Annotated in this window: 17 protein-coding genes; 5 read left to right on the top strand and 12 right to left on the bottom strand. The window is 64.3% G+C overall.

The features are described 5' to 3' along the window. Positions 1-103: 103 nt before the first annotated feature. The 4 genes from PMI42_RS02560 to PMI42_RS02545 all read right to left on the bottom strand — a co-directional run bounded on the left by PMI42_RS02560 (position 104) and on the right by PMI42_RS02545 (position 4,809). A complete protein-coding gene (locus PMI42_RS02560) occupies positions 104-1,180 on the bottom strand; it encodes a BMP family ABC transporter substrate-binding protein (RefSeq protein ID WP_008130294.1) in 1,077 nt (358 codons plus the stop codon). A gap of 78 nt (positions 1,181-1,258) precedes the next feature. Then, the gene (locus tag PMI42_RS02555) at positions 1,259-2,176 is read right to left on the bottom strand and encodes an ABC transporter permease (protein ID WP_008130293.1); all 918 of its coding nucleotides are present in this window, start codon (positions 2,174-2,176) and stop codon (positions 1,259-1,261) included. Beyond that, positions 2,163-3,254, bottom strand: a complete 1,092-nt coding sequence (locus PMI42_RS02550) for an ABC transporter permease (RefSeq protein ID WP_008130292.1) — start codon at positions 3,252-3,254, stop codon at positions 2,163-2,165. The genes PMI42_RS02555 and PMI42_RS02550 overlap by 14 nt, the downstream gene beginning before the upstream one ends. After that, positions 3,238-4,809 (bottom strand): ABC transporter ATP-binding protein, encoded by a 1,572-nt coding sequence (locus PMI42_RS02545; protein ID WP_035964286.1) that lies wholly within the window; start codon positions 4,807-4,809, stop codon positions 3,238-3,240. The genes PMI42_RS02550 and PMI42_RS02545 overlap by 17 nt, the downstream gene beginning before the upstream one ends. A 579-nt stretch (positions 4,810-5,388) precedes the next feature. Between PMI42_RS02545 and PMI42_RS02540 the strand changes: the two genes are divergently transcribed. Further along, a complete protein-coding gene (locus PMI42_RS02540) occupies positions 5,389-6,495 on the top strand; it encodes a hypothetical protein (protein WP_008130289.1) in 1,107 nt (368 codons plus the stop codon). A 214-nt stretch (positions 6,496-6,709) separates the two neighbouring features. Here PMI42_RS02540 and PMI42_RS02535 read toward each other — a convergent pair whose 3' ends face one another. Genes PMI42_RS02535 through PMI42_RS02510 form a run of 6 tightly spaced genes read right to left on the bottom strand, consistent with a single transcriptional unit; the run spans position 6,710 to position 12,595 of the window. Further along, positions 6,710-7,195 carry a nucleoside deaminase gene (locus PMI42_RS02535; RefSeq protein ID WP_008130287.1) on the bottom strand — a complete coding sequence of 162 codons (486 nt, stop codon included), beginning with the start codon at positions 7,193-7,195 and terminating at the stop codon, positions 6,710-6,712. A 14-nt stretch (positions 7,196-7,209) separates the two neighbouring features. Beyond that, complete coding sequence (locus tag PMI42_RS02530; protein ID WP_008130286.1) at positions 7,210-8,742, bottom strand: ABC transporter ATP-binding protein; 1,533 nt, start codon at positions 8,740-8,742, stop codon at positions 7,210-7,212. After that, the gene (gene biuH, locus PMI42_RS02525; protein ID WP_008130283.1) at positions 8,739-9,422 is read right to left on the bottom strand and encodes a biuret amidohydrolase; all 684 of its coding nucleotides are present in this window, start codon (positions 9,420-9,422) and stop codon (positions 8,739-8,741) included. The genes PMI42_RS02530 and biuH overlap by 4 nt, the downstream gene beginning before the upstream one ends. Before the next feature lie 25 nt (positions 9,423-9,447). Next, positions 9,448-10,374: an ABC transporter permease gene (locus PMI42_RS02520; protein ID WP_008130281.1), complete on the bottom strand. Its 927-nt coding sequence runs from the start codon at positions 10,372-10,374 to the stop codon at positions 9,448-9,450. After that, positions 10,374-11,486, bottom strand: coding sequence for an ABC transporter permease (locus tag PMI42_RS02515; RefSeq protein ID WP_008130279.1), 1,113 nt, complete (start codon positions 11,484-11,486; stop codon positions 10,374-10,376). Before PMI42_RS02515 ends, PMI42_RS02520 begins: the two co-directional genes overlap by 1 nt. After that, positions 11,483-12,595: a BMP family ABC transporter substrate-binding protein gene (locus PMI42_RS02510; protein ID WP_008130277.1), complete on the bottom strand. Its 1,113-nt coding sequence runs from the start codon at positions 12,593-12,595 to the stop codon at positions 11,483-11,485. Before PMI42_RS02510 ends, PMI42_RS02515 begins: the two co-directional genes overlap by 4 nt. 407 nt (positions 12,596-13,002) lie before the next feature. On the opposite strand from PMI42_RS02510, the gene PMI42_RS02505 reads away from it, so the two are divergent. Beyond that, the gene (locus PMI42_RS02505; RefSeq protein WP_008130275.1) at positions 13,003-14,262 is read left to right on the top strand and encodes an allantoate amidohydrolase; all 1,260 of its coding nucleotides are present in this window, start codon (positions 13,003-13,005) and stop codon (positions 14,260-14,262) included. A 111-nt stretch (positions 14,263-14,373) separates the two neighbouring features. Continuing rightward, positions 14,374-15,753, top strand: a complete 1,380-nt coding sequence (locus tag PMI42_RS02500; RefSeq protein WP_008130272.1) for a hypothetical protein — start codon at positions 14,374-14,376, stop codon at positions 15,751-15,753. Here PMI42_RS02500 and PMI42_RS02495 read toward each other — a convergent pair. Then, a complete protein-coding gene (locus PMI42_RS02495; RefSeq protein WP_008130269.1) occupies positions 15,750-17,069 on the bottom strand; it encodes a dicarboxylate/amino acid:cation symporter in 1,320 nt (439 codons plus the stop codon). The genes PMI42_RS02500 and PMI42_RS02495 overlap by 4 nt on opposite strands. 86 nt (positions 17,070-17,155) lie before the next feature. Continuing rightward, on the bottom strand, positions 17,156-18,169 hold the full coding sequence (locus PMI42_RS02490; RefSeq protein ID WP_008130268.1) for a formamidase: 1,014 nt from the start codon (positions 18,167-18,169) through the stop codon (positions 17,156-17,158). Between the two features lie 242 nt (positions 18,170-18,411). Here PMI42_RS02490 and PMI42_RS02485 point away from each other — a divergent pair, with 242 nt between their 5' ends. Together PMI42_RS02485 and PMI42_RS02480 are read left to right on the top strand one after the other, a co-directional pair. Then, on the top strand, positions 18,412-19,074 hold the full coding sequence (locus tag PMI42_RS02485) for a TetR family transcriptional regulator (protein ID WP_008130267.1): 663 nt from the start codon (positions 18,412-18,414) through the stop codon (positions 19,072-19,074). A gap of 13 nt (positions 19,075-19,087) precedes the next feature. Next, positions 19,088-20,953 (top strand): adenine deaminase, encoded by a 1,866-nt coding sequence (locus tag PMI42_RS02480; protein ID WP_008130266.1) that lies wholly within the window; start codon positions 19,088-19,090, stop codon positions 20,951-20,953. Positions 20,954-20,965: the final 12 nt, after the last annotated feature.

Below are 20,965 nucleotides of genomic sequence, written 5' to 3'. Positions count from 1 at the left end.
AAGAATAGAAAGAGGGGGCGACCACAAGTGCCGGGTGCTTCTGGCCACCCCCTCCGAACCTGTTCCGGGAGGAGCAGGTGATTTAGGCAATGCAAGAAGCGTGCTACTTGCCCGGCAGCTTGTCGTCGATGCCCTTGACGTAGAAATTCATACCGAGAATCTGGCCGTCGGCGAGGTTGGCGCCGCCCTTGCACTCGACCTCCTTGCCGTCCTGCCCAATGACCGGGCACTTGAACGGGTGCAGCTTGCCGGCGGTGATCGCGGCCTGGGCATCCTCGGCCAGCTTTTTCACGTCGTCAGGCATGTTGGTGTACGGCGCCATCGCGAACATGTGGCTGTCGAGGCCGCCCCAGGTGTCCTCGGACTTCCAGGTGCCGGCGAGCTCGGCCTTGACGCGCTCGATGTAGTACGGGCCCCAGGTGTCGAGGATCGAGGTGAGCTGGGTCTTCGGGCCGAACTTGATCATCTCGGAATCCTGACCGAAGGCGAACTTGCCGCGTTCGCTGGCAATCTGCATCGCGGCGGGCGAATCCGTGTGCTGCATAATCACGTCGGCGCCCTGGTCGATCAGCGCCTTGGCGGCATCGGCTTCCTTGCCCGGGTCGAACCAGGTGTTGGCCCAGATGATCTTGACCTTGATGTTCGGGTTGATGGTCTGCGCCGCCAGGATCGTCGCGTTGATGCCTGAGACGACCTCGGGAATCGGGAACGAGCCGATATAGCCGAGCACGCCGGACTTCGACATCTTGGCAGCGATCAGGCCCTGGATGTAACGGCCCTGATACCATTTGGCCGAATAGGTCGACATGTTCTTGTCGCGCTTGTAGCCGGTCGAGTGCTCGAAATGCACGTTCGGATATTTCTTGGCGACCTTCAGCGTCGGATCCATGTAGCCGAACGAGGTCGTGAAGATCAGCTTGTTGCCGGCTCGGACGAGCTGCTCGATGGCGCGCTCGGCGTCGGGGCCTTCGGGGACGTTCTCGAGATAGGTGGTCTCGATCTTGTCGCCCAATTCCTTGACCAGCGCTTGCCGGCCGAGGTCGTGCTGGTAGGTCCAGCCGAGATCTCCGATCGGACCCAAATAGATGAAGCCGACTTTCAGCTTGTCGGCGGCGGAGGCTGCACTGACGCTGCCGGCGAGCAAAAGCCCGGCAGCGAGTGCAAGAACTGATTTCCTCATCATCAATCTCCAAACATCAGGGGAAAGCCACGATCCGCAACGTCCGCGCCCCATCGCGCACGCCGCGGAAATGAAACGTTAGCGGTCAGGCACGAACACGGTGCCGAGCGCGGCCGGTGCGGTCGAGCCACCGGTGCGCGCGCGGGAGAGCAGGACCAGCACGATGACGGTTGCGAGGTAAGGCAGCGCCGACATGAATTGCGAGGGAATGCCGACCCCCCAGCCCTGCGCGTGCAATTGCAGGATCGTCACCGCGCCGAACAGATAAGCGCCAACGACGAGGCGGCCCGGCCGCCACGACGAGAACACCACCAGTGCCAGCGCGATCCAGCCGCGTCCGGCCGTCATGCCGGGAATAAAGAACGGCGTATAGGCGAGCGGCAGGTAAGCACCTGCAAGGCCGGCGCAGGCGCCGCCGAACATCACGGCGAGGGTGCGGATGCGCAGCACGGGATAGCCGAGCGCGTGCGCGGAGACGTGATTGTCGCCGCAGGCGCGCAAGATCAGTCCCGCGCGCGTGCGATACAGGAACCACCAGACGCTCATGATGAGTGCGATGGAGAAGTAGACGAAAGCGTCCTCGCCGAACAGCACGCGGCCGATCAGCGGCATGTCGGTAAGGCCTGGAATATAGAGATGCACGGCCGGCGTGATGCGTTCGCCGACGAAGCCGGCACCGATCAGCCCGGAGAGCCCGATGCCGAGAATGGTCAGGGCCAGACCCGTCGCAACCTGATTGACGGCGAGCCCGAGCGCCATCAGCGCGAACACCAGCGACATCAGCGCGCCCGCGACGATGCCGAACAGCGCGCCGATGAAGATCGAGCCGGTGAGCCACGCGCCGCCAAAACCGCAGGCCGCGCCGACGATCATCATACCCTCGACGCCGAGATTGAGCACGCCGGAGCGCTCGGTCACGAGTTCGCCGGTCGCTGCGATCAGCAGCGGCGTCGAGGCCGCGAGGACTGCGAGGATGATCGCTTCAATGAGTTCCACTGGCCACCTGTCGGTTCGGGAACACCAGCTTGAAGCGGTAGAGAATGAGGGAATCGCAGGCGAGCACGTAGAACAACAGAATGCCCTGAAACACCTTGGTGACATCCAACGGGATCTTCATCGCGATCTGCGCCTGCTCGCCGCCGATAAAGGTCAGTGCGAGAAAAAGGCCTGCAATTAATATTCCAAGCGGGTTCAGCCGGCCGAGGAAGGCGACGATGATGGCGGTGAATCCGTAGCCCGGCGAGATGCCGGGCTGGAGATGTCCGACGGGACCCGCGACCTCGATGATGCCGGCAAGGCCCGCGAGCGCACCGGAGACGGCGAAGGTCAGGATGATCAACTGGTTGGCGTTGAAGCCGCCGAACCGCGCCGCACGGGGCGCTGCGCCGACCACGCGGATCTCGAAGCCTTTGATGGTCCGTCCGAGCAGGATTGCTGCTGCTGCGACGACGAGCAGGGCGATGATCGAGCCGAGATGCAGCCGGCCGCCTTCGATCAGCAGCGGTACCGTCGCGACCGGATCGAATTCGGCCGTGGTCGGGAAGTTGAAGCCTTGCGGATCGCGCCAGGGACCGCGCACAAGATAGTCGAGGAAGAGATCGGCGACATAGACCAGCATCAGGCTGGTCAGGATCTCGCTGGCGCCGAACTTCACCTTGCAGATCGCCGGGATCAGCGCATAGAGCGCGCCCGCGGCGGCTGCGAGCACGAACATCGCCGGCAGCACCCAGGCGCCGGCATCGGTGCCTTGGGTCTTTACCGCGATCCAGCTTCCGGCGACCGCGCCGATCAGGAATTGTCCTTCGGCGCCGATGTTCCAGGCATTGGCGAGATAGCAGAGCGACAGGCCGATCGCGATCATCACCAGCGGCGTCGCCTTCACCGCGATCTCCTGGAGCGAATAGCTGTCGGTGAGCGGTGCGATAAAATAGGCATGCAGCGCGAGCAGGGGATTCTTGCCGAGGATCGCGAACAGGATGGTCATGGTGACGATCGTGAGCCCAATCGCGATCAGCGGCGAGACCAGTGCGATCGTGTTGGAACGCTCGGCGCGCTTCTCAAGCACCAACTGCATGCGCGGCCTCCTTCGGCTCGAGGCTGCTGCCACCCATGAGAAGGCCGAGCTTCTCGCGGCTCGCATCAACGGTTGCGAGCGGCGCCGAGAGATGGCCGTGGAACATCACGGCGATGCGGTCGGCGATCTCCGCGAGCTCGTCGAGATCCTGGCTGGTGACGAGGACGGCGGCGCCGGCGGTGGCGAGATCGAGCAGCGCCTGGCGAATCACGGCGGCAGCGCCCGCATCGACGCCCCAGGTCGGCTGGCTCACCACCAGCACCGCGGGATTGCGCAGGATTTCGCGGCCGACGATGAATTTTTGCAGATTGCCGCCGGAGAGGGAGGCCGCCTCCGGATCGCGCTTGGCCTTGCGGACGTCGAAGGTTTCGGTCGCGCGGTCGACGGTCTTCAGCGTGGCCGCGGTGTCGATGAAGCCATGGTTGACCATGCCGCTGGCGGCGTGGCCGGTCAGCAGCGCGTTTTCCGACAGCTTCATGCGCGGTGCGGTGCCGTGGCCAAGCCGCTCCTCGGGCACGAAAGCGGCGCCCAGTTTACGTCGCTGCGTGATCGAGAGATGGCCGGCGGCGATGCCCTCGATCACCACCGTGCCGGGGTCCTTGGACAGGCGCTCGCCGGAGAGGGCGGCGAACAGCTCGTCCTGGCCATTGCCGGCGACACCGGCGATGCCGAGGATCTCGCCGCCTTTGAGTTCGAACGAGATGTGCTCGAGCCTGACGCCGTGGGCCTCGGCAGGCGCAAGCGAGAGATCGTTGACGACGAGCCGTGGCACGGTGGTCTTCCGGCCGGCCGCTGCTTTTACTTCCTTGATCTCGCCGCCGACCATCATGCGCGCCAGCGAGGCGGCCGTCTCGAGGCGGGGATTGCAGGTATCGACCTTCTTGCCGCCGCGCAGGATCGTTGCGGTGTCGCAGAGCCGCTTCACCTCCTCGAGCTTGTGGCTGATGTAGAGGATGGCGCGGCCTTCGGCCTTGAGCCGCTCCAGCACGATGAAGAGCTGATCGGCTTCCTGCGGCGTCAGCACGGCGGTGGGCTCGTCGAGGATCAGGAATTTCGGGTCCTGCATCAGTGCGCGGACGATCTCGATGCGCTGGCGCTCGCCGACCGACAATTGCCAGACCTCGCGCTTGGGATCGAGCGGCAGACCATAGGTCTTCGACACCTGCTCCAGCCGCGCCGACATGTCCTTGAAGGATTCCTTGCCATCAAGGCCGAGCGCGACGTTCTCGGCGACGGTGAGATTGTCGAACAGCGAGAAATGCTGAAACACCATGCCGATGCCGCGGCTGCGCGCTTCCGATGGGCCCGACAGCATAATCCGCCCGCCCTGCCAGCGGATTTCGCCGGCGCTGGGCTGGATCAGCCCGTAGATCGACTTGACCAGCGTCGACTTGCCGGCGCCGTTCTCGCCCAGCAGCGCGTGGATTTCCTTCGGCCAGATGTCGATGTCGATGGAATCGTTGGCGAGGAAATCGCCATAGCGCTTGGTGAGCCCGAGCGTCTGAAGCAGCGGGGACTCGCCGGAATGCAGGCCGTTAGGCGTCGGATCTAACATTCGCTGATGTGCTTGCATGGGGTGAAGTGCCTCAATACTGGGCTAGTTTGAACCGCCGCGTAAGGTGTGAAAAAGCGTCATCCCTTGCTCAACGCTTCGGCAGGCGGCAGGGCCCGGCGAGTCGCAGCCCGCATCGGGCGCTGATTGGCTCAAGCGGAATTGGGGAGCGCTTTTGACGTCCTCTCCTGCAAGGAGAGCCTGTTGCAAAATTGTGACGATTCAATCCAAATCGGAACCTACCGTGCAGGCTTGACGTGAAGTTGAGCAAAAACGCGCCAGCTCGCGTATGCAATTTCGGATCGAGATCATCATCGCGGCCGATCGGCGTCCCTGGCCCGCTGGTTCGTTACAAAAGACAAACGAAATCAAACGGGAATGTCAGGCAAGGACTGATGTTGCGAAGCCGCATGCACGCCATGGCGAAGCGCAAAAACCCTCAAAATTCCGCGAGGACATGTCGATGCCTGCCGAAACATGCGGCATGCCTTGAAAAAAGTTGAGGCTTCTCACCCCGGGAGATCGGCGCAAGTGTCGCACCCAAGGGACGTTCATTTTTTGTCCAAACTTGGGGGTATCAGGATGTCGTTTCGTTTCAAGGCAATTGCAGCCGCGGCGCTGTCTCTTGCTACGCTCGCCACAAGTGGTCTGGCCCAGGCGGCGGATCTGCCGGTCAAGGCTGCCAAGAAGGCGGCCGACCTCCCGTTCTTCCTGGTGATCGACAACCGCGTGTCATTCTCCTGGATGCCCAAAGGCACCGATCCCGGCATGTGGAGCACCCGTCCGGACGGCAGCATCAACGGCACCACTGCCAAGCAGGTCTACTCCTTCACCCACTTCGACCTCTGGGCCTACGGCACCAACTTCTTCACCATCTCGATGTTCAAGTCGGGCAAGAACGATCCCGCTTCGCCCTGCACCGCGCCGGGCGTGACCATCACCGGCGGCGCCGCCGATTGCGCCGGCGCGACCGAGATCTACGGCCTGTTCCGCTCGACCTTCGGCTGGAACGAGATCTTCAACACCAAGGCCTTCACCATGGGGCCGCTGCACAACATCTCGTTCGAAGTCGGTATGGACGCCAATACCGAGAACAACTTCCTCGCGCCCGCCAAGCGCGATGTCGTCGCCGGTCTGCAGTTCGCTTTCGACCTTCCCTACAAGGGCTACTTCAACGTCGCGCCGTTGATGTACTACGAGTTCCTGAACCACAACGCCTTCACGCAGTGCGGCCTGTTCGGACCGGGCGTTCCGGGCGTGACCTGTAACTCGGACGGCAATGTCAGCTACAAGCCGACCTGGGCCGTCGAAATCAACTACTACATGGACCTCGGCTTCCTGCCGCCGAACATGCAGTTCTGGTCGATCAGCGGCCGCGCCGGCTGGTATGGCCCGAAGGGCGACTCGAACGGCCTGCCTGCGCTGTCCGGCACCGGCATCTTCAGCACCAAGTCCAAGACCGAGTTGAACAGCGAACCGATCCGCCTGACCTTCGATGCCTCGAAGGCGGTCTGGGGTGACAAGTACTCGCACTTCGTCGACCTCTGGGTTGCCTATCGCTACTGGCAGAACAAGTTCGGCCTCGACCACAACGCGATGGCTGGCGTCTGCACGGTCGCGGCGACGGGCCAGAGCACCAAGAGCTGCACCGAGTCCACGGTTTACGGTGGCGTGACCGTGAAGTTCTGATCGGCTGACGATCTCCAAGGTTCGAATGGCGTCGCGCAGAGATGCGCGGCGCCATTCCGTTTTTGAAACGCTGGTGCGTAGGGTGGATTAGCCGAAGGCGTAATCCACCACTGTCTATTTCCGTAGATGCGGAATTGGTGGGTTACGCCCTGCAGACGCGCTTTGCGCATCTGCACAGCTAACCCACCCTACGGTTCGGAGTTTGTGGAAGCGCCTACTTTGCCCAGACGCCGTCGTGGAGAGCCTCCGCTTCGTCTTCCAGCAGCGGCCCCACAACGTCGGTCGGCCGCTGGCCGCTGCCAAACACCACGCGGCAGGGCAGATCGAGCGTGGGGTTCTCCGGATGGTTGCCGGTGACGCCGCGCAGGCGGTGCTCGCTGAGGCCGTAGACCACGCGGCCGATGCCGGCCCAGTAGATCGCGCCCGCGCACATCGCGCAGGGTTCTGCCGAGGAATAGAGCGTCGCTGTCGCCAGTATCTCGCGGCTGAGCGTGCGGCAGGCCTGTGTGGCCGCGAGGCGTTCGGCATGCGCAGTGCCGTCATGGTCCGGCATGTAGCCGTTCTCGGCCTCGATCAGGACCTTGCCGTTCGCATCCACGACGATGCAGCCGAACGGATGATTGCCATGGGTGAGCGAGCGGCGGGCGACCGCGAAGGACAGGCGCAAAAACTGCTCGTCACGTACGGCTGTACCGCTCATCGCTCCTCCGCGGGTCAGTGCCCCGCCATGTGACGGCCGACCACGGTGAGGTCGGCTTCGCTGGTCCGTGCTTCATACACGAATTCGCCGTGGAACATCACCACCAGCCGGTCGGACAGTTCGAGCAGTTCGTCGAGGTCCTCGCTGACCAGCAGCACGGCCGCGCCGCGGTTGCGCGCGGCCATGATCTCGGCGTGGATCTGGGCGACGGCCGCGAAGTCGAGGCCGAAGCAGGGATTGGCCGCGATCAATACCTCGACGTCGCCCGCAAGCTCGCGGGCGAGCACGGCGCGCTGCACGTTGCCGCCCGAGAGCGCCGAGATCGGCGTGTCCGGCGTGCGGGTCTTGATCTTGTACTGGCCGATCTTCTTCCTGGCGTCGTCGCGGAAGGCGCCGCGGTTGAGCCACCAGCCGCCGCTCGCAAAGGGCGCGCGGTCGAATTCGCGGAAGGCGATGTTGTCGGCAACGCTCATGCCGCCGACGCAGGCATTCTTCAGCGGCTCCTCCGGCAGCAGCGACATCTTGTGGCGCCGCATCTCCTCGCGGCTGGCGTGGTAGGGATCGCCTGCGACGCGGATTTCTCCGCCCTCGGCATCGCGCTGGCCGGCCAGGACTTCGACGAGCTGCCGCTGGCCATTGCCGGAGACACCGGCGATGCCGACGATCTCGCCGGCGCGCACGGTCAGCGAAACGTTGTGCACGGCGACCGCGCCTGCGTCATCGAGTGCACGGACCTTTTCCAGTTCCAGCCGCGCCTTGCCGGCTTCGCCGGTGCGCGGTGGCTGCACAGTGAGTTCCTCGGCGCCGATCATGGTGCGCGCCATCGCATCGGGCGTGAGTTCGGACACCTTGCCGGCTCCGGCGAGCTTGCCGCGGCGCAGGATGGTGACGTCGTCGGCGAAGGCCATGACCTCGCGGAACTTGTGCGTGATCATCAAAATGGTCAGCTCGCCCTTCACGACCATGTCGCGGAGCATGCCGAGCACCTCGTCGGCCTCTGCCGGCGTCAGCACCGAGGTCGGCTCGTCCAGAATCAGGAAGCGGCGCTTCAGATAGAGCTGCTTGAGGATCTCGCATTTCTGCCGTTCGCCGGCGGAGATGTCGGAGACTTTTGCGGAGAGCGGCACCTTGAACGGCATGCGCGCCAGGAAGGACTCGAGCTCCTTCATCTCCTTCGGCCAATTCACCACGGCCGGAACGTCATCGCGCGCCAGCACGAGATTTTCCGCGACCGTCATGGCCGGCACCAGCGTAAAATGCTGATAGACCATGCCGAGGCCGAGCGCGTGGGCGTCCTTCGGGTTGGCAATCGCCTGCTCGCGGCCGCCGACGATGATGTCGCCTTCGGTCGCGTGGTAGTAACCCATGATGCATTTGACGAGCGTCGACTTGCCGGCGCCGTTCTCGCCGAGCAGCGCGTGGAATGAGCCTGGCCGCACCTTCAGCTCGACATTGTCCAGCGCCAGGAAGTCGCCGAAGCGCATCGTCATGGCGATGGCGTCGACGCCGAACGCGCCTGAGGGTGGGGGCGTCTCGCCGATGATCACGAAATCGCTCCGATGAAGGCGTCGGAGGTCGAGACAGCCCCGAACACGCCGCCCTGCATCTTGATCATCTTCAGCGCGTGCTCGTGGTTGCTCTTGTCGGTCGCGCCGCAGCAATCGTGCAGCAGCACGCATTCGAAGCCGCGGTCATTGGCCTCGCGCATGGTGGTGTGGACGCAGACGTCGGTGGTGATGCCGGTGAGCACGATGTTCTCGATGCCGCGCACGCGCAGGATCAGTTCGAGATCGGTGGCGCAGAACGAGCCCTTGCCAGGCTTGTCGATGATCGGTTCACCCGGCAGCGGCGCCAGCTCCTCGATGATGTCCCAGCCGGGCTCGCCGCGCACCAGGATGCGGCCGCAGGGGCCGGGATCGCCGATGCCGGCGCCGATCTGGCGCGAGCGCCAGCGCTTGTTGGCGGGCAGGTCGGAGAGATCGGGGCGATGGCCTTCGCGGGTATGGATGATGTGGAAGCCTTGTGCGCGCATCGCTGCGAGCAGCTTCCTGATCGGCTCGATCGGCGCCCGCGTCAGCGAGAGGTCATAGCCCATCTTGTCGACATAGCCGCCGATCCCGCAGAAATCGGTCTGCATGTCGATGATAACAAGCGCGGTATTCTCGGGGCGGAGATCGCCGTTGTAAGGCCAGGCATAGGGCTCGGACTTAATGTAGCGCTCGGGCATGGACGACCTCTTTGCGTGTCGCGTGTTACCGTGTGATCGAGAGTTCGGCGGGCGCGCCGGTGAGCGTTCGCTTCGGCGAGCAGGTGATGATCATGATCGCCAGCGTCAGGATGTAGGGCGCGGCGTTGAAGAGGTGATAGCCGGAGGTGACGCCGACCGATTGCAGCGCAGGTCCGAGTGCTGCGGCGCCGCCGAAGGCGAGCGAGGCCCACAGGCAGAGCAAGGGATCCCAGCGCGCGAAGATCACGAGCGCGACGGCGGTGATGCCCTGGCCCGAGGACAGGCCCTCGTTCCAGCTGCCGGGATAGAACAGCGACAGGAACGAGCCGCCGATGCCGGCGAGGAAGCCGCCAACCATGGTCGCGCGCAGGCGGATCAGCAGCACGGAATGACCCATCGCACGCGCGGCATCCGAACTTTCGCCGGCGGTGCGGATCAGGAGGCCCCAGCGCGTGGTGCGGAAGGCCCAATAGAGGATCGGCGCAAGCGCGACGCCGATCAGGAAGAGGACATTGACCCGCAACGCGGCGCGCACCTGCGGGACGTCGCTCCACCAGCCGAAATCGATCGCAGGCAGGCGGGGCGCGGTGGGCTCGATCAGCGGCTTGCCGAGATAGAAGGCGAGTCCCGTGCCGAACAGCATCAAGGCGATGCCGACCGCGACGTCGTTGACGCGCGGCAACGAACAGATGCCCGCATGCAGCGCCCCGAGCAGTGCGCCGGTGATGCCGGCTGCGAGGACGCCGAGCCAGGGCGAGCCGGAAAGATAGGAGATGCCATAGGCGCTCATCGCGCCCATCACCAGCGTGCCTTCGAGGCCGAGATTGATGCGGCCGGAGCGCTCGGTGATGCATTCGCCGAGGCTCACGAACAGGAATGGTGTTGAGACGCGAATGGCGCCGCCGAGCACGGCGAGCGGGACGGTCCAGAGTCCGATCGATCCGTCTGCCATCAGGACTTGCCTTTCAGAAATCCGATGCGGCCATAGAGAGCATCGCTGGCCAGCACGAAGACGAAGATGATGCCTTGCAGCACGAGCACGGACGCATCGGGCAATCCGAGCCGGCGCTGCAGCAGGCCGCCGCTGGCGCTGATGCCGCCGAGCAGGATCGCGACCGGGATGATGGCAAGCGGATTCTGCCGCGCGAGGAACGCAACGAGAATGCCGGTGAAGCCATAGCCCGCGGCGAGGTTGGCGTTGGTGCGTCCCTGCACGGCGGCGACCTCGACCATGCCGGCAAGGCCCGCGGCGCCGCCGGCGAGGAAGCAGATGGTCAGGATCAGCTTGCTGACGCCGAGGCCGACGATTTTGGCGGCGCGGATGTTGCCGCCGGCCACGCGCGCGGCAAAGCCGAACACGGTGTGATAGATCAGGATGTAGGCGGCGATCGCGGCGACGAGGCCGAAGACGAGGCCCCAATGCACGTCGGTGCCGGGGATGGAGCCGATCATGTTGGCGGCGCCGATCTCGCGGGTCGACGGCTTGTTGAGGCTGGCGGGGTCGCGCATCATCCCCTCGACGAGATGATTGAGGATCGCGAGCGCGATATAGACCAGCAGCAGGCTCGAGATGGTCTCATTGACGCCGCGGTACTGCCGCAGCGCGCCCGAGAGCATGATCCACAGGCCGCCGCCGGTCACGCCGGCGATGACCATGGCGATCTGCACGACCAGCGGCGGCAGGCCCTGAAGCGCGAGCGCGGCGCTGGTCGCCGACAGCGCGCCGATCAGCAGCGCGCCTTCGCCGCCGATGATCACCATGCCGAGCTGTGCGGGTAGCGCCGTGCAGAGCGCAGTGAGGACCAGGGGCGCCGCGCGCGTCAGCGTGTTCTGCCAGGAGAACCAGGTGCCGAAGGCGCCGTAGTACATATAAAAGTAGAGATCGAGCGGGTTCTTGCCGAACATCGCCACGAAGATGCCGAACACCGCGAGCGCGCCGGCCAGCGCCGCGCCCGGGATCAGGATGTATTCAATTGTCGCGCCGTGGCGCTGGAGGAAGCCGGGATCGGCGGCCGGGGCAATCGTCCCGACCGCTTCAGTGGAATCCGCCGCTTCCGTCGTCACGAAGTCGCTCCGATCACGCCTTCGACGAGGTAGTCCATCTTCTCGAGCTCGGGATCCTTCTGGCCCCGATCGGTGCCGGCCGGGATGACGGTCTTGCCCTTGTTGTCGACCTGTCCGCCCTTGAAGATGGCGTAGCCTTCGGCCGACAGGAATTTTGCCTTGACCTCGTCGGCATGCTTGCGTGCCTCGGCGGAGACAGCTTCGCCATAGGGCGAGGTCTTCACGATCTCTTCCTTGAGGCCGCCGCGATAGAAGTTCGGAATGATTTCGCCGGCGGCGATCATCTTGACGAACTTCGGATAGAGCGCTTCCCAATTCCACTCGGCGCCGGTGAGATACGCCTTCGGCGCCAGCGGCGACTGGTTGACGTGATAGCCGCAGACCATTGCGCCGCGGCGCGCAGCGTTCTCGACCATGGTCTTGGGGCCGTCGACGTGGCAGGTGAGCACGTCGACACCCTGGTCGATCAGGCTGTTGGTCGCCTCGGCTTCCTTGACCGGCATCGACCAGTCGCCGGTGAAGATGACTTGCGTCGTCGCCTTGGGATTTGCGAGCTTGGCGCCGAGCGCGAAGGCGTTGATGTTTCGCAGCACCTGCGGGATCGGCTTTGCCGCGACGAAGCCGAGCTTGCCGGTCTTCGAGGTGTAACCGGCGACGATGCCGGAGATATATTGGGCTTCGTCAATGTAACCGAAATAGCTGCCGGCGTTCTTCGGGTCCTTGTCGCTCCAGAGGCCGCCGCAGTGCTCGAAGCGCAGCTTCGGGAACTTGTTGGCCATCTTGATCATGTGCGGGTTGTAGTAGCCGAACGAGGTCGGGAAGAGCAGGGTGGCGCCGTCGAGATTGATCATGGACTCGATCGTCTTTTCGACCGCGTCGGTCTCCGGCACCTTCTCTTCCTCGACGACCTTCAGTCCGGGAATCTTCTTCAGGGCCGCTGCGCCCTGCGCATGGGCCTGATTGTAGCCGTAGTCATCGCGCGAGCCGACATAGATGAAGCCGATGGTGGTGTCGGCCGCGAAGGCCGGGCGGGCACCGGCGGCCGCGCCGAGGGTGAGGGCCGCGCCGCCTTGCAACAAATGCCGTCGTGAAATCCTGCCAAAATCCATTGCTCGCTCCCTTGGCGGATGCACCGCCTTAATCTCGCGGCTGCGCCGGTCTGGCGGAGCCCGGAACAAGTTGTCGCAAGCTTCGTGCCAGAGATTACCGATCATGCATTTTGATATAAGAGACTGAAATATATAGACTATATCTCGATACTCGATGCTGGCGAGGAAAGCGGCAGGCTAATTTATAAGCACTATCTAATCGTTGTATGCAATTGAGTTGAGCAATCCAAACCCGCTTCAGGGTGTGCATGACCGGGCCCGAACGGTCTGCCGGCAAGGCACATTCATGCTAACCACGCGCGGATTGGGGCGGTGCCGGCTGCACGATCTTGCTGGCACCGAACTTGTATCGATTGTCGTCAGGGCCGCCGCCGCTGTGGTCCCTCGAAGATGGAAAGCTCGCCGAGATGGGTGCTGGTAACGCCGTTCACGATGCATCGCTCGGCAAGGAGATCGTTCGCCGCATCAACGAGCTCGGCGCGATCTCGGAAGACCCCGAAAAGCTCACTCGCATCTATCTCAGCAAGGAGCTGCGCACGGCCGCGGACCTCATCCTGACCTGGATGCGCGATGCCGGCATGAGCGCGCATCTCGATGCGATCGGCAATGTTTGCGGCCGGTATGAAGGCGAGCGGCCGGGTTCACCCTGCCTGATGCTGGGCTCGCATTACGACACCGTGCGCGATGCCGGCAAATGGGACGGCCCGCTGGGCGTCATCACGGCGATTGCCTGCGTCGCCGATCTCAACCGTCGTGGCAAGCGTCTGCCGTTTGCGGTCGAGGTCATCGGCTTTGCCGATGAAGAGGGCGTGCGTTTCGCGTCCACGCTGCTGGGCAGCCGCGCCGTGGCCGGCACCTTTGACGAGAGCCTTCTCAACACGCGCGACCGCGACGGCGTCTCGATGAGCGATGCGCTCGTCACGTTCGGCCTCGATCCCGATCATATTGGCGCGGCCGCGCGGACCCGGCGCGAGCTGCTCGCTTATCTCGAACTGCACATCGAGCAGGGGCCGGTGCTGGAAGCGCAGAACCTCCCCGTCGGCGTCGTCACCGCGATTGCCGGCGCGACGCGGCTTGCCGCACGGCTGACCGGCATGGCCGGTCACGCCGGCACGGTGCCGATGGCGCTGCGCCGTGACGCGCTCACGGGTGCGGCCGAATGCATCGGCGCGATCGAGCAGTTCTGCCGGACCGACGAGGCTGGCCTGGTCGGCACCGTCGGCTATATCCAGGCGCGGCCCGGCGCGACCAACGTCATTCCGGGTGAGGTGTCCTTCACCATCGACATGCGAGCGCCGACCGACATGCATCGCAAGCGCGCGGTGGCCGACATCGTCAGGCAGATCGAGGCGATCGCAAAACGCCGGCAACTGGCGCTCCAGCTCGACGTCACCCATGAAAACCGCACCGCGCCTTGCGCGTCCTGGCTGAAGGGCCAGATCGCGCAGGCAATCGCCGCGGAGGGCTTTTCCGTGTTCGAGCTGCCGAGCGGAGCCGGGCATGACGGCATGGCGATGATCGACATCGCCGACGTCGGCATGATCTTCGTCCGCTGTCGCGGCGGCATCAGTCATCATCCGGATGAGCATGTCGAGCCGGCAGATGCCGACGCCGGAGCGCGCGTGCTGCTGCGGGTGATCGAGAACTTTAAGCCGCGGCAGGGATAGGCCGGCCCGAACGGATCGTCAGGAGTTCGCACGTCATCGAGGCGAGACACGAATCAGCCATGCTTGGAATGGTGACCGGCCATCGCCGGGATCACGAGACGTCAAGCGCACATGAACAGTGATATGTCCTTGCGATCACATCGCGGAAACCGGTTCTACCAGGGCGGCGCTGCGACCTTCGTCGCCAACGTGCTTCAGGCGGTCAATTTTCTCGGTGATCGGTTCCTGAGGCAATCGAAGCATTCGTTCTCGGCCATCGAGGACCTCTACCGGCACTCGATGGACAGCGCGTTTTCGGTGACCGAAGCTTTCCTCGTCACGGGGGCCCCGCACGCCTCCGCCTATTACCCGCGAGACTTCGCCTGGTTCTACCCTGATGTTCTCGACTCCGAAACCATCATGGATGCGCAGGACGCGGTGCGGCGGGCGCGCCTGCTCGAAAGGAGTGTCCGCCTGTTGCTGGAGGCGGTTCGCGCCGACGTCGTCACGACCACCATCGTTCCGGCGGGGCGCGGCCGGTATCTCGGCGTCAACTATTTCTCGCGGCCCTCGGATACGCTGCTCGGCATTCTCGCCGGTCTCCAGCAGATGATTTCTGCCGGGGAGCGGGCGTCATCCTACCTGGCGATGTCGCAGTGCGCGCATGCAGGCCACCTGTTGCTGGCCGAATACAGCGGCGATCTGAAGCGCGCGATCCTGAAGCTCGCAAGCGAGCTTGAGTCATTTGATGCTGACGGCAGCCGATATTTGCTGTGCGATGCGAACGGGCCTCGTTCTGCGGCAACGGACACCCGCGCCGAGCGCCGGCGTTTTGTCACCAACGCCTGCGTCTACACGACCTTCGTGTGGGGTGTGCAGCTCGGGATCGTCAGCGAGAGCGAGCTGAAGCGGCTGCTCGGGCGTGATCTGGTGCAATACAAGAGGGACCTGCTCCGCCTGTTCGGCAAGGGTGGCTATATCAGGCACTCCCTGGATGGTCCGGCCAGCTCGCCGGCCTCATCGGTGGCGCTGGATTTCGTCAGCGTGCATCGCGGCTTCTGGGATATGAGCGATGTGAGCGAGCGTGCGCTGTTCGCTGCCACAACCGATCTGATCCTTGCCGAGCCGCGCTTTCGTATCCCCAGCACGTTCCACTTCCTGGTGTCAGCGGATAATCCCCGCAACAAGATGATCCACAAGATCGCGGCGCCGGCCTATCAGGGGCGGTCCTCCTGGCCGACATTCAACGTCGAGTTTGCCGATCGCATGCTCGACTTCGATGAATTCTCGGGAGGCGATACCTACCGGGCCTGCGCGCAGGGCATATTGAAGGACATCCGGACCGCGACGGAGATCCACGGCGGCTATCAGGAACTGATCTCCGAGCGGGGTCTGAAATATCGCACCTGGGCCTACAAGGGCGCGGTGGCGCACTCCTGGTTTCCCCGCTTCCTGTCCGTCTGGGGGAGGGCGTACGGAACGCCGCTCCTCCGTTGGGATGACGGGCGCTAGCCCGCGGTCACGTCCACGAGCTCGCCGCCTTCGAGCACCTTGGCCGCCTTGGCGCGGTCGAGATCGCCTTCCCAGGCAGCCACGACGACCGTTGCCACGCAGTTGCCGACGAGGTTGCCGAGTGCGCGGGCCATGCCGATGAACCAGTCGACCGAGAGCACCAGCACGAGGCCGATCGCCGGGATGCTCGGCACCGCATTGAGCGTCGCGGCCAGGATCACGATGGCCGAGCCCGGCACGCCGTGCGCGCCCTTTGAGGTGATCAGGGAGACGCCGAGCACCAGAAGGAGATCGCCGAAGGAGAGTGGCGTGTTGGTGGCCTGTGCGATGAAGACGACGGCAAGTGTGAGGTAGATCGAGAAGGCGTCGAGGTTGAAGGAATAGCCGGTCGGAATCACGAGTCCGACGACGGAATCCTTCACGCCCATGCGCTCCAGCTTTTTCATAATCTGGGGCAGCACGGCATCCGAGGACGCGGTCGCGAGCACGATGGTGAGCTCCTCGCGCAGGTAGGCGAGGAATTTGAGGATGTTGATGCCGGCGAGCGCCATCACGCCGCCGAGCACGCCAAGCACGAAGATGCCGACCGAGACGTAGAACAGCATCACCAGCGAGACGAGCTGTTTCAGCGAGCCGACGCCGTATTTGCCGACGGTGTAGGCGACCGCACCGAGCACGCCAAGCGGGGCGACGCGAACGATGAGCCCCATGACGCGAAACAGCACGGTCGAGGCCGCGTCGATCATGTTGGTGACGAGCGCCCCCTTCTCGCCGCCGACGAGTGCGAGGCCGACGCCGAACAGGACCGCGAAGAACAGCACCTGGAGCACGTCGTTGCGCGAGAGCGCATCGAAGGAGGTGGTCGGGATCACATTCATCAGGAAGGCGCCGATGCCGCCGCCGGACAGCTTGTGGGCGTTGTCGGCGTAGGTGTTGAGCGCCTTGGCATCCAGCGTCGAGGGATCGATGTTCATGCCGTGGCCTGGGCCGAACAGATAGGCGAGCAGCAGGCCGACCACGAGCGCGACCGTCGTCATGACCTCGAAATAGAGCAGCGCCTTGACGCCGACCCGGCCGACCTTCTTGAGGTCGCCAGCGCCGGCAATGCCGTGCACGACGACGCAGAACACGATCGGCGCCACGATCATCGAGATCAGCTTCAGGAAGGCGTCGCTGAGGATCTTGAGGCCGATGGCGAAGTCCGGAACGGCCATTCCAAGGATGACGCCAAGCAACAGCGCAGCGAGGACCTGGACGAACAGCGAGGTATAGAGCGGCTTGGACTCGGCGGCCGGGGCCGCAGCAATGGTCGACATGAGAACTCCCCCGTTTTGACGTCCCGATGTCAAAAAAGGGAGCAACTACCGTGCCAGAATGTCGCGGTCACCCGCCTGAAGCCGGGCTATTCCGCCGCCTTCGCGGTCTTGCCGAACATCCGTGTCGGTACCGGGAAGCCGCAGGAGGTGCCGTCGGTAACTTTCACCTGTTCCTCCCAGGGCAGGCGAAACGTGCCCGCGACCATGTCCTGCATGAAGGTATAGGGGCAGTCCATCGCACCGCCCTTCACCGCGACGTAGCCGCGGTGCCAGAGCTGGTAGATATTGTTCTCGACACCCCAATTGATCCGGGCCTCGCGCACGAGGTCGGGGCGCACCTCGGCGGTGATGATCTCGTCGGCGCGGCCGGTGGTGCCATGCGCCAGCACACTGCCGTCGAAATTGACGATCATGCCTTCGCCCATGGAATCGAAAGAGCCGTCAGTGCCGCACATGCAGACGTTCGCAGTGACCATCAGGTTCTGGAACGAGTTGGCCTGGTTGGTGAAGCGCCAGGCGTCGCGGATCGGTGCGGTGTAACCGGCGGTGCGGATCATGATCTCCGCGCCCTTGTAGGCGCATTCCCGCGCCATCTCCGGAAACATTCCGTCATGGCAGATGATCAGCGCGATCTTCGCGCCCTTCGGCCCCTCGATCACGGGAATGCCGATATCGCCGGGCTCCCACGGTTCGACGGGAATCCAGGGATGGAGCTTGCGGTAATACAGTTTGATCTCGCCGACATCGTCGATGATCAGGCCGGAATTGTAGGGATTGCCGTGCGGGTTGAACTCCATGATGGAGAAGCAGCCCCAGATCCTGTTGTCGATGCAGGCCTTCTTGAAGGCTGCGACCTCGGGCCCGTCGAGCCGGCACATGATCTCTGGATTGGTGTCCATCGAGAGGCCGTGCAGCGAATATTCGGGGAACACCACCAGATCCATGGTGGAGAGATTGCGGCGGGCCTTGCCGACCATCCAGACGATGCGTTCGGTCTGTCTGGCCAGATCGGCGCGGGTCACGACGTTCGGCAACTGCAACTGAACCACTCCGATGACCACGCCCTCGGGTGATTTGTTCAATCCGCCAAGCCCGTTCATGACCAGCTCCCTTGCTGTCCGCGCGGCGGCTCCCTTGCCGTCCGCGGCGCCGTTGCGCGCAGTTCTCGGCAGAGCAAATCCGATTTTGGCGGCGGGCAAAAGTCCATTTTTCAGGCGGCAGGCGATCATCGGGCTCGCGGAGGTCGTCAGCCCCGTCGAGCATGCTGACGCCCATTGTTGCGGCGCGGGCTGCCTCAAGTCTCGGCTTGACCCTCCAATCTGCGTGATGTCAGACTTATGACATGAGTACAGCAAAGCGACATATCGCCAGCCTTCGCGACGAATATGCCGAGATGACGCGGCAGCGCATCGTTGCGGCTTTCGTCGAGACGCTGGAGGACGAGGCGGCCGACGACATTTCCATGGCCGCCGTGGCCAAGCGCGCCAAGGTGGCGGAGCGGACCATCTATCGGCACTTCAAGACCCGTGCGGAGTTGTCCGCTGCGGCCGGCGAATGGATCGAGGACAACGTCTTCAGCTACATTCCCTTCACCTCGCCCGATGAGCTGCCCGAGATTTTCCGCAAGCTATGCAAGCGGTTTGATCGTCATCCGCATCTGGCGCGCGCCATTGCGGTGACGCGGGCGGGCAGGCGGATGCGCGCGGACTTCCGGCGGCACCTGATCGGGCAGCATCACAAGGCGATGGCGCCACTGGTGCGGCATCTTCCCCCGAAGGAGGTTCGGCAAGCGGAAGCGCTCGCGTCTTATCTCAACAACGTGCTGGCCTGGAATGCGATGCGCGAGGACTTTGGCATGTCCAGCGCCGAGATCGCAGACGCGATCGAGTGGGCGCTCACCACTCTTTTGAAGGATGTCCGTCAGCGCGACGCCGCCGCGGCGCGCGGCAGCAAGGCCGGGAAACCGGCGCGGAAGCGAGCCGCGGCCGCGAAAGCACCGGCGTAGCGTGAGGCAGGCCATGAATGCGATCCCCGACGACCTCCTGATCAACGCGCCCGATGAAGTTCGCATCCGTCAGGATCTGGTGCTGACGGCGCTCGGCCGCCGCCCGGCCGATCGCGCCTTGCGGGTTGGCAAACTGCTCGACGTGCACAGCCGGACCTGGAGCGAGGATCAGGAGATCGTCTTCAAGGGCCGGCGCATCGCCTGGGTCGGGCCGGCCGGCAGCTATCCCGGCGAGGTGCGCGAGCGCGTGCATCGTCCAGAGCTTGCGGCCGTGCCCGGCTTCGGCGAGGTGCACAAGCATATCGAAAGCTCGCATCTGACGCCGGAATGGGAGGCAGCGCTGGTGCTGCCGCATGGCAATACCTGGACCTGCGAGGCGAGCCACGAATTCTCCAACGTCAACGGCGCGCGCAATCTCGAATTCTGGTTCGAGGCGCGTCGCCGGGGCTCGCCGCTCAAGATCTTTCCTCAGCCTGGGTCGGCGGTGCCACCGACGGGTTACGAATGGGGCGGCGGCTGGTATGGCCACGACGAGCAGGCCGACTTCATGGCCGAGAGCCTGATGGTCACCGGGCTCGACGAGGTCATGGACTGGCCGGCGGTCTGGAATCCCGACAATCCCTCCTACAAACGGCTCTGGGGCATGATCGAGGCGACGTTCGCGGCGCGCGGCGTCGTCGAAGGCCATGCCTCCGGCTTGCGGGATCTGCCCTCCATCAACGCCTTTGCCGCGGCCGGGCTCGCGTCCGACCACGAAGTGCAGACTCCGGAGGAAACCTGGGACAAGCTCACCCGCGGCTTGTTCATCGAGCTGCGTGTCTATGCCATGGACGAGATCGTCAAATGGCTGCTCGCGAAGGGTTTGCAGGACTGGTCGCAGATTGCGTTCACGACGGATGACCGCAGTGCCAGCCACACGCTCGAACTCGGCGCCAGCGACCACAATGCGCGCATCGCGATTGAGGCCGGTCTTGCGCCGGAAATCGCCATCCAGTGTCTCACCATCAATCCGGCGCGGCACATGCGCATCACGCCGTTCGTCGGCAGTCTGGCTCCCGGGCGTTTCGGCGACGTGGTGCTGCTCTCCGATGTTGCCAAGCTGACGATCGCCGAAGTGTGGGCCGATGGCGCGCAGGTGTCCGAAGGCAAGCGCTATCTGGGCAAGGTGCCTGAAATCCAGTGGCCGGAATGGGCGACGAAGACGGTCAACATCAAGCGCACCGTCAAGTCTGAGGATTTCGAGCTGCGGGCCGAGCCCGGCCGCAGCACGATGAAGGCGGCGGTGATCCGTCCCTTCCATTGGCATCCCGAATTCTACACGCTCGAACTCCCGGTGCGTGACGGGGTCGTGCAGCGCGACGAGAGCGAGGCCATCACCAAATTTGCCATCGTCGACCGCTTTTCCGGCGACGGGCGTGTCGCGAAGATGTTTTGGCGCGGCTGCGGGCCGCGCACGCCGGAGACGGCGGTCGCCTGCTCGGTCGCGCACGACAAGCACAATATCTGGGTGGTCGGCTCGTCCGACGCGGCGATGGCGAAGGCGGTGAACGCGCTGATCGAGCTTCAGGGCGGATGGGCGCTGGTGCGCGAAGGCGAGCTCGTTGCCACCGTGCGCTTCGAGGTCGGCGGGCTGATGAGCTGTCGTTCGGCGCATGCGCTCGATGCCGAGATGCACGCACTCTACGCGGAAGGCCGCAAGATCGACTGGATGTACGAGCCGACGTTCCGGCCGCGCTGGTATCCGGGATTCCCGGAGAGGCTGATGTTCGCAACGCTGACCTGCGCGCCCTGGAGCTGGGTGTTGGTGGCGCCGTGCGAGCAGGCGCCGCTCGGTTTCATCAACGTGCAGACCGGCCAAGCGCACCCGGTGGTTTGGTAGGGGGACTGGGAT

It is taken from the genome of Bradyrhizobium sp. YR681 (assembly GCF_000282615.1).
Classification (GTDB): Bacteria; Pseudomonadota; Alphaproteobacteria; order Rhizobiales; family Xanthobacteraceae; genus Bradyrhizobium.
Note: the sequence above shows the minus strand (reverse complement) of the source record. Positions and strands in the feature narration are given on the sequence as shown.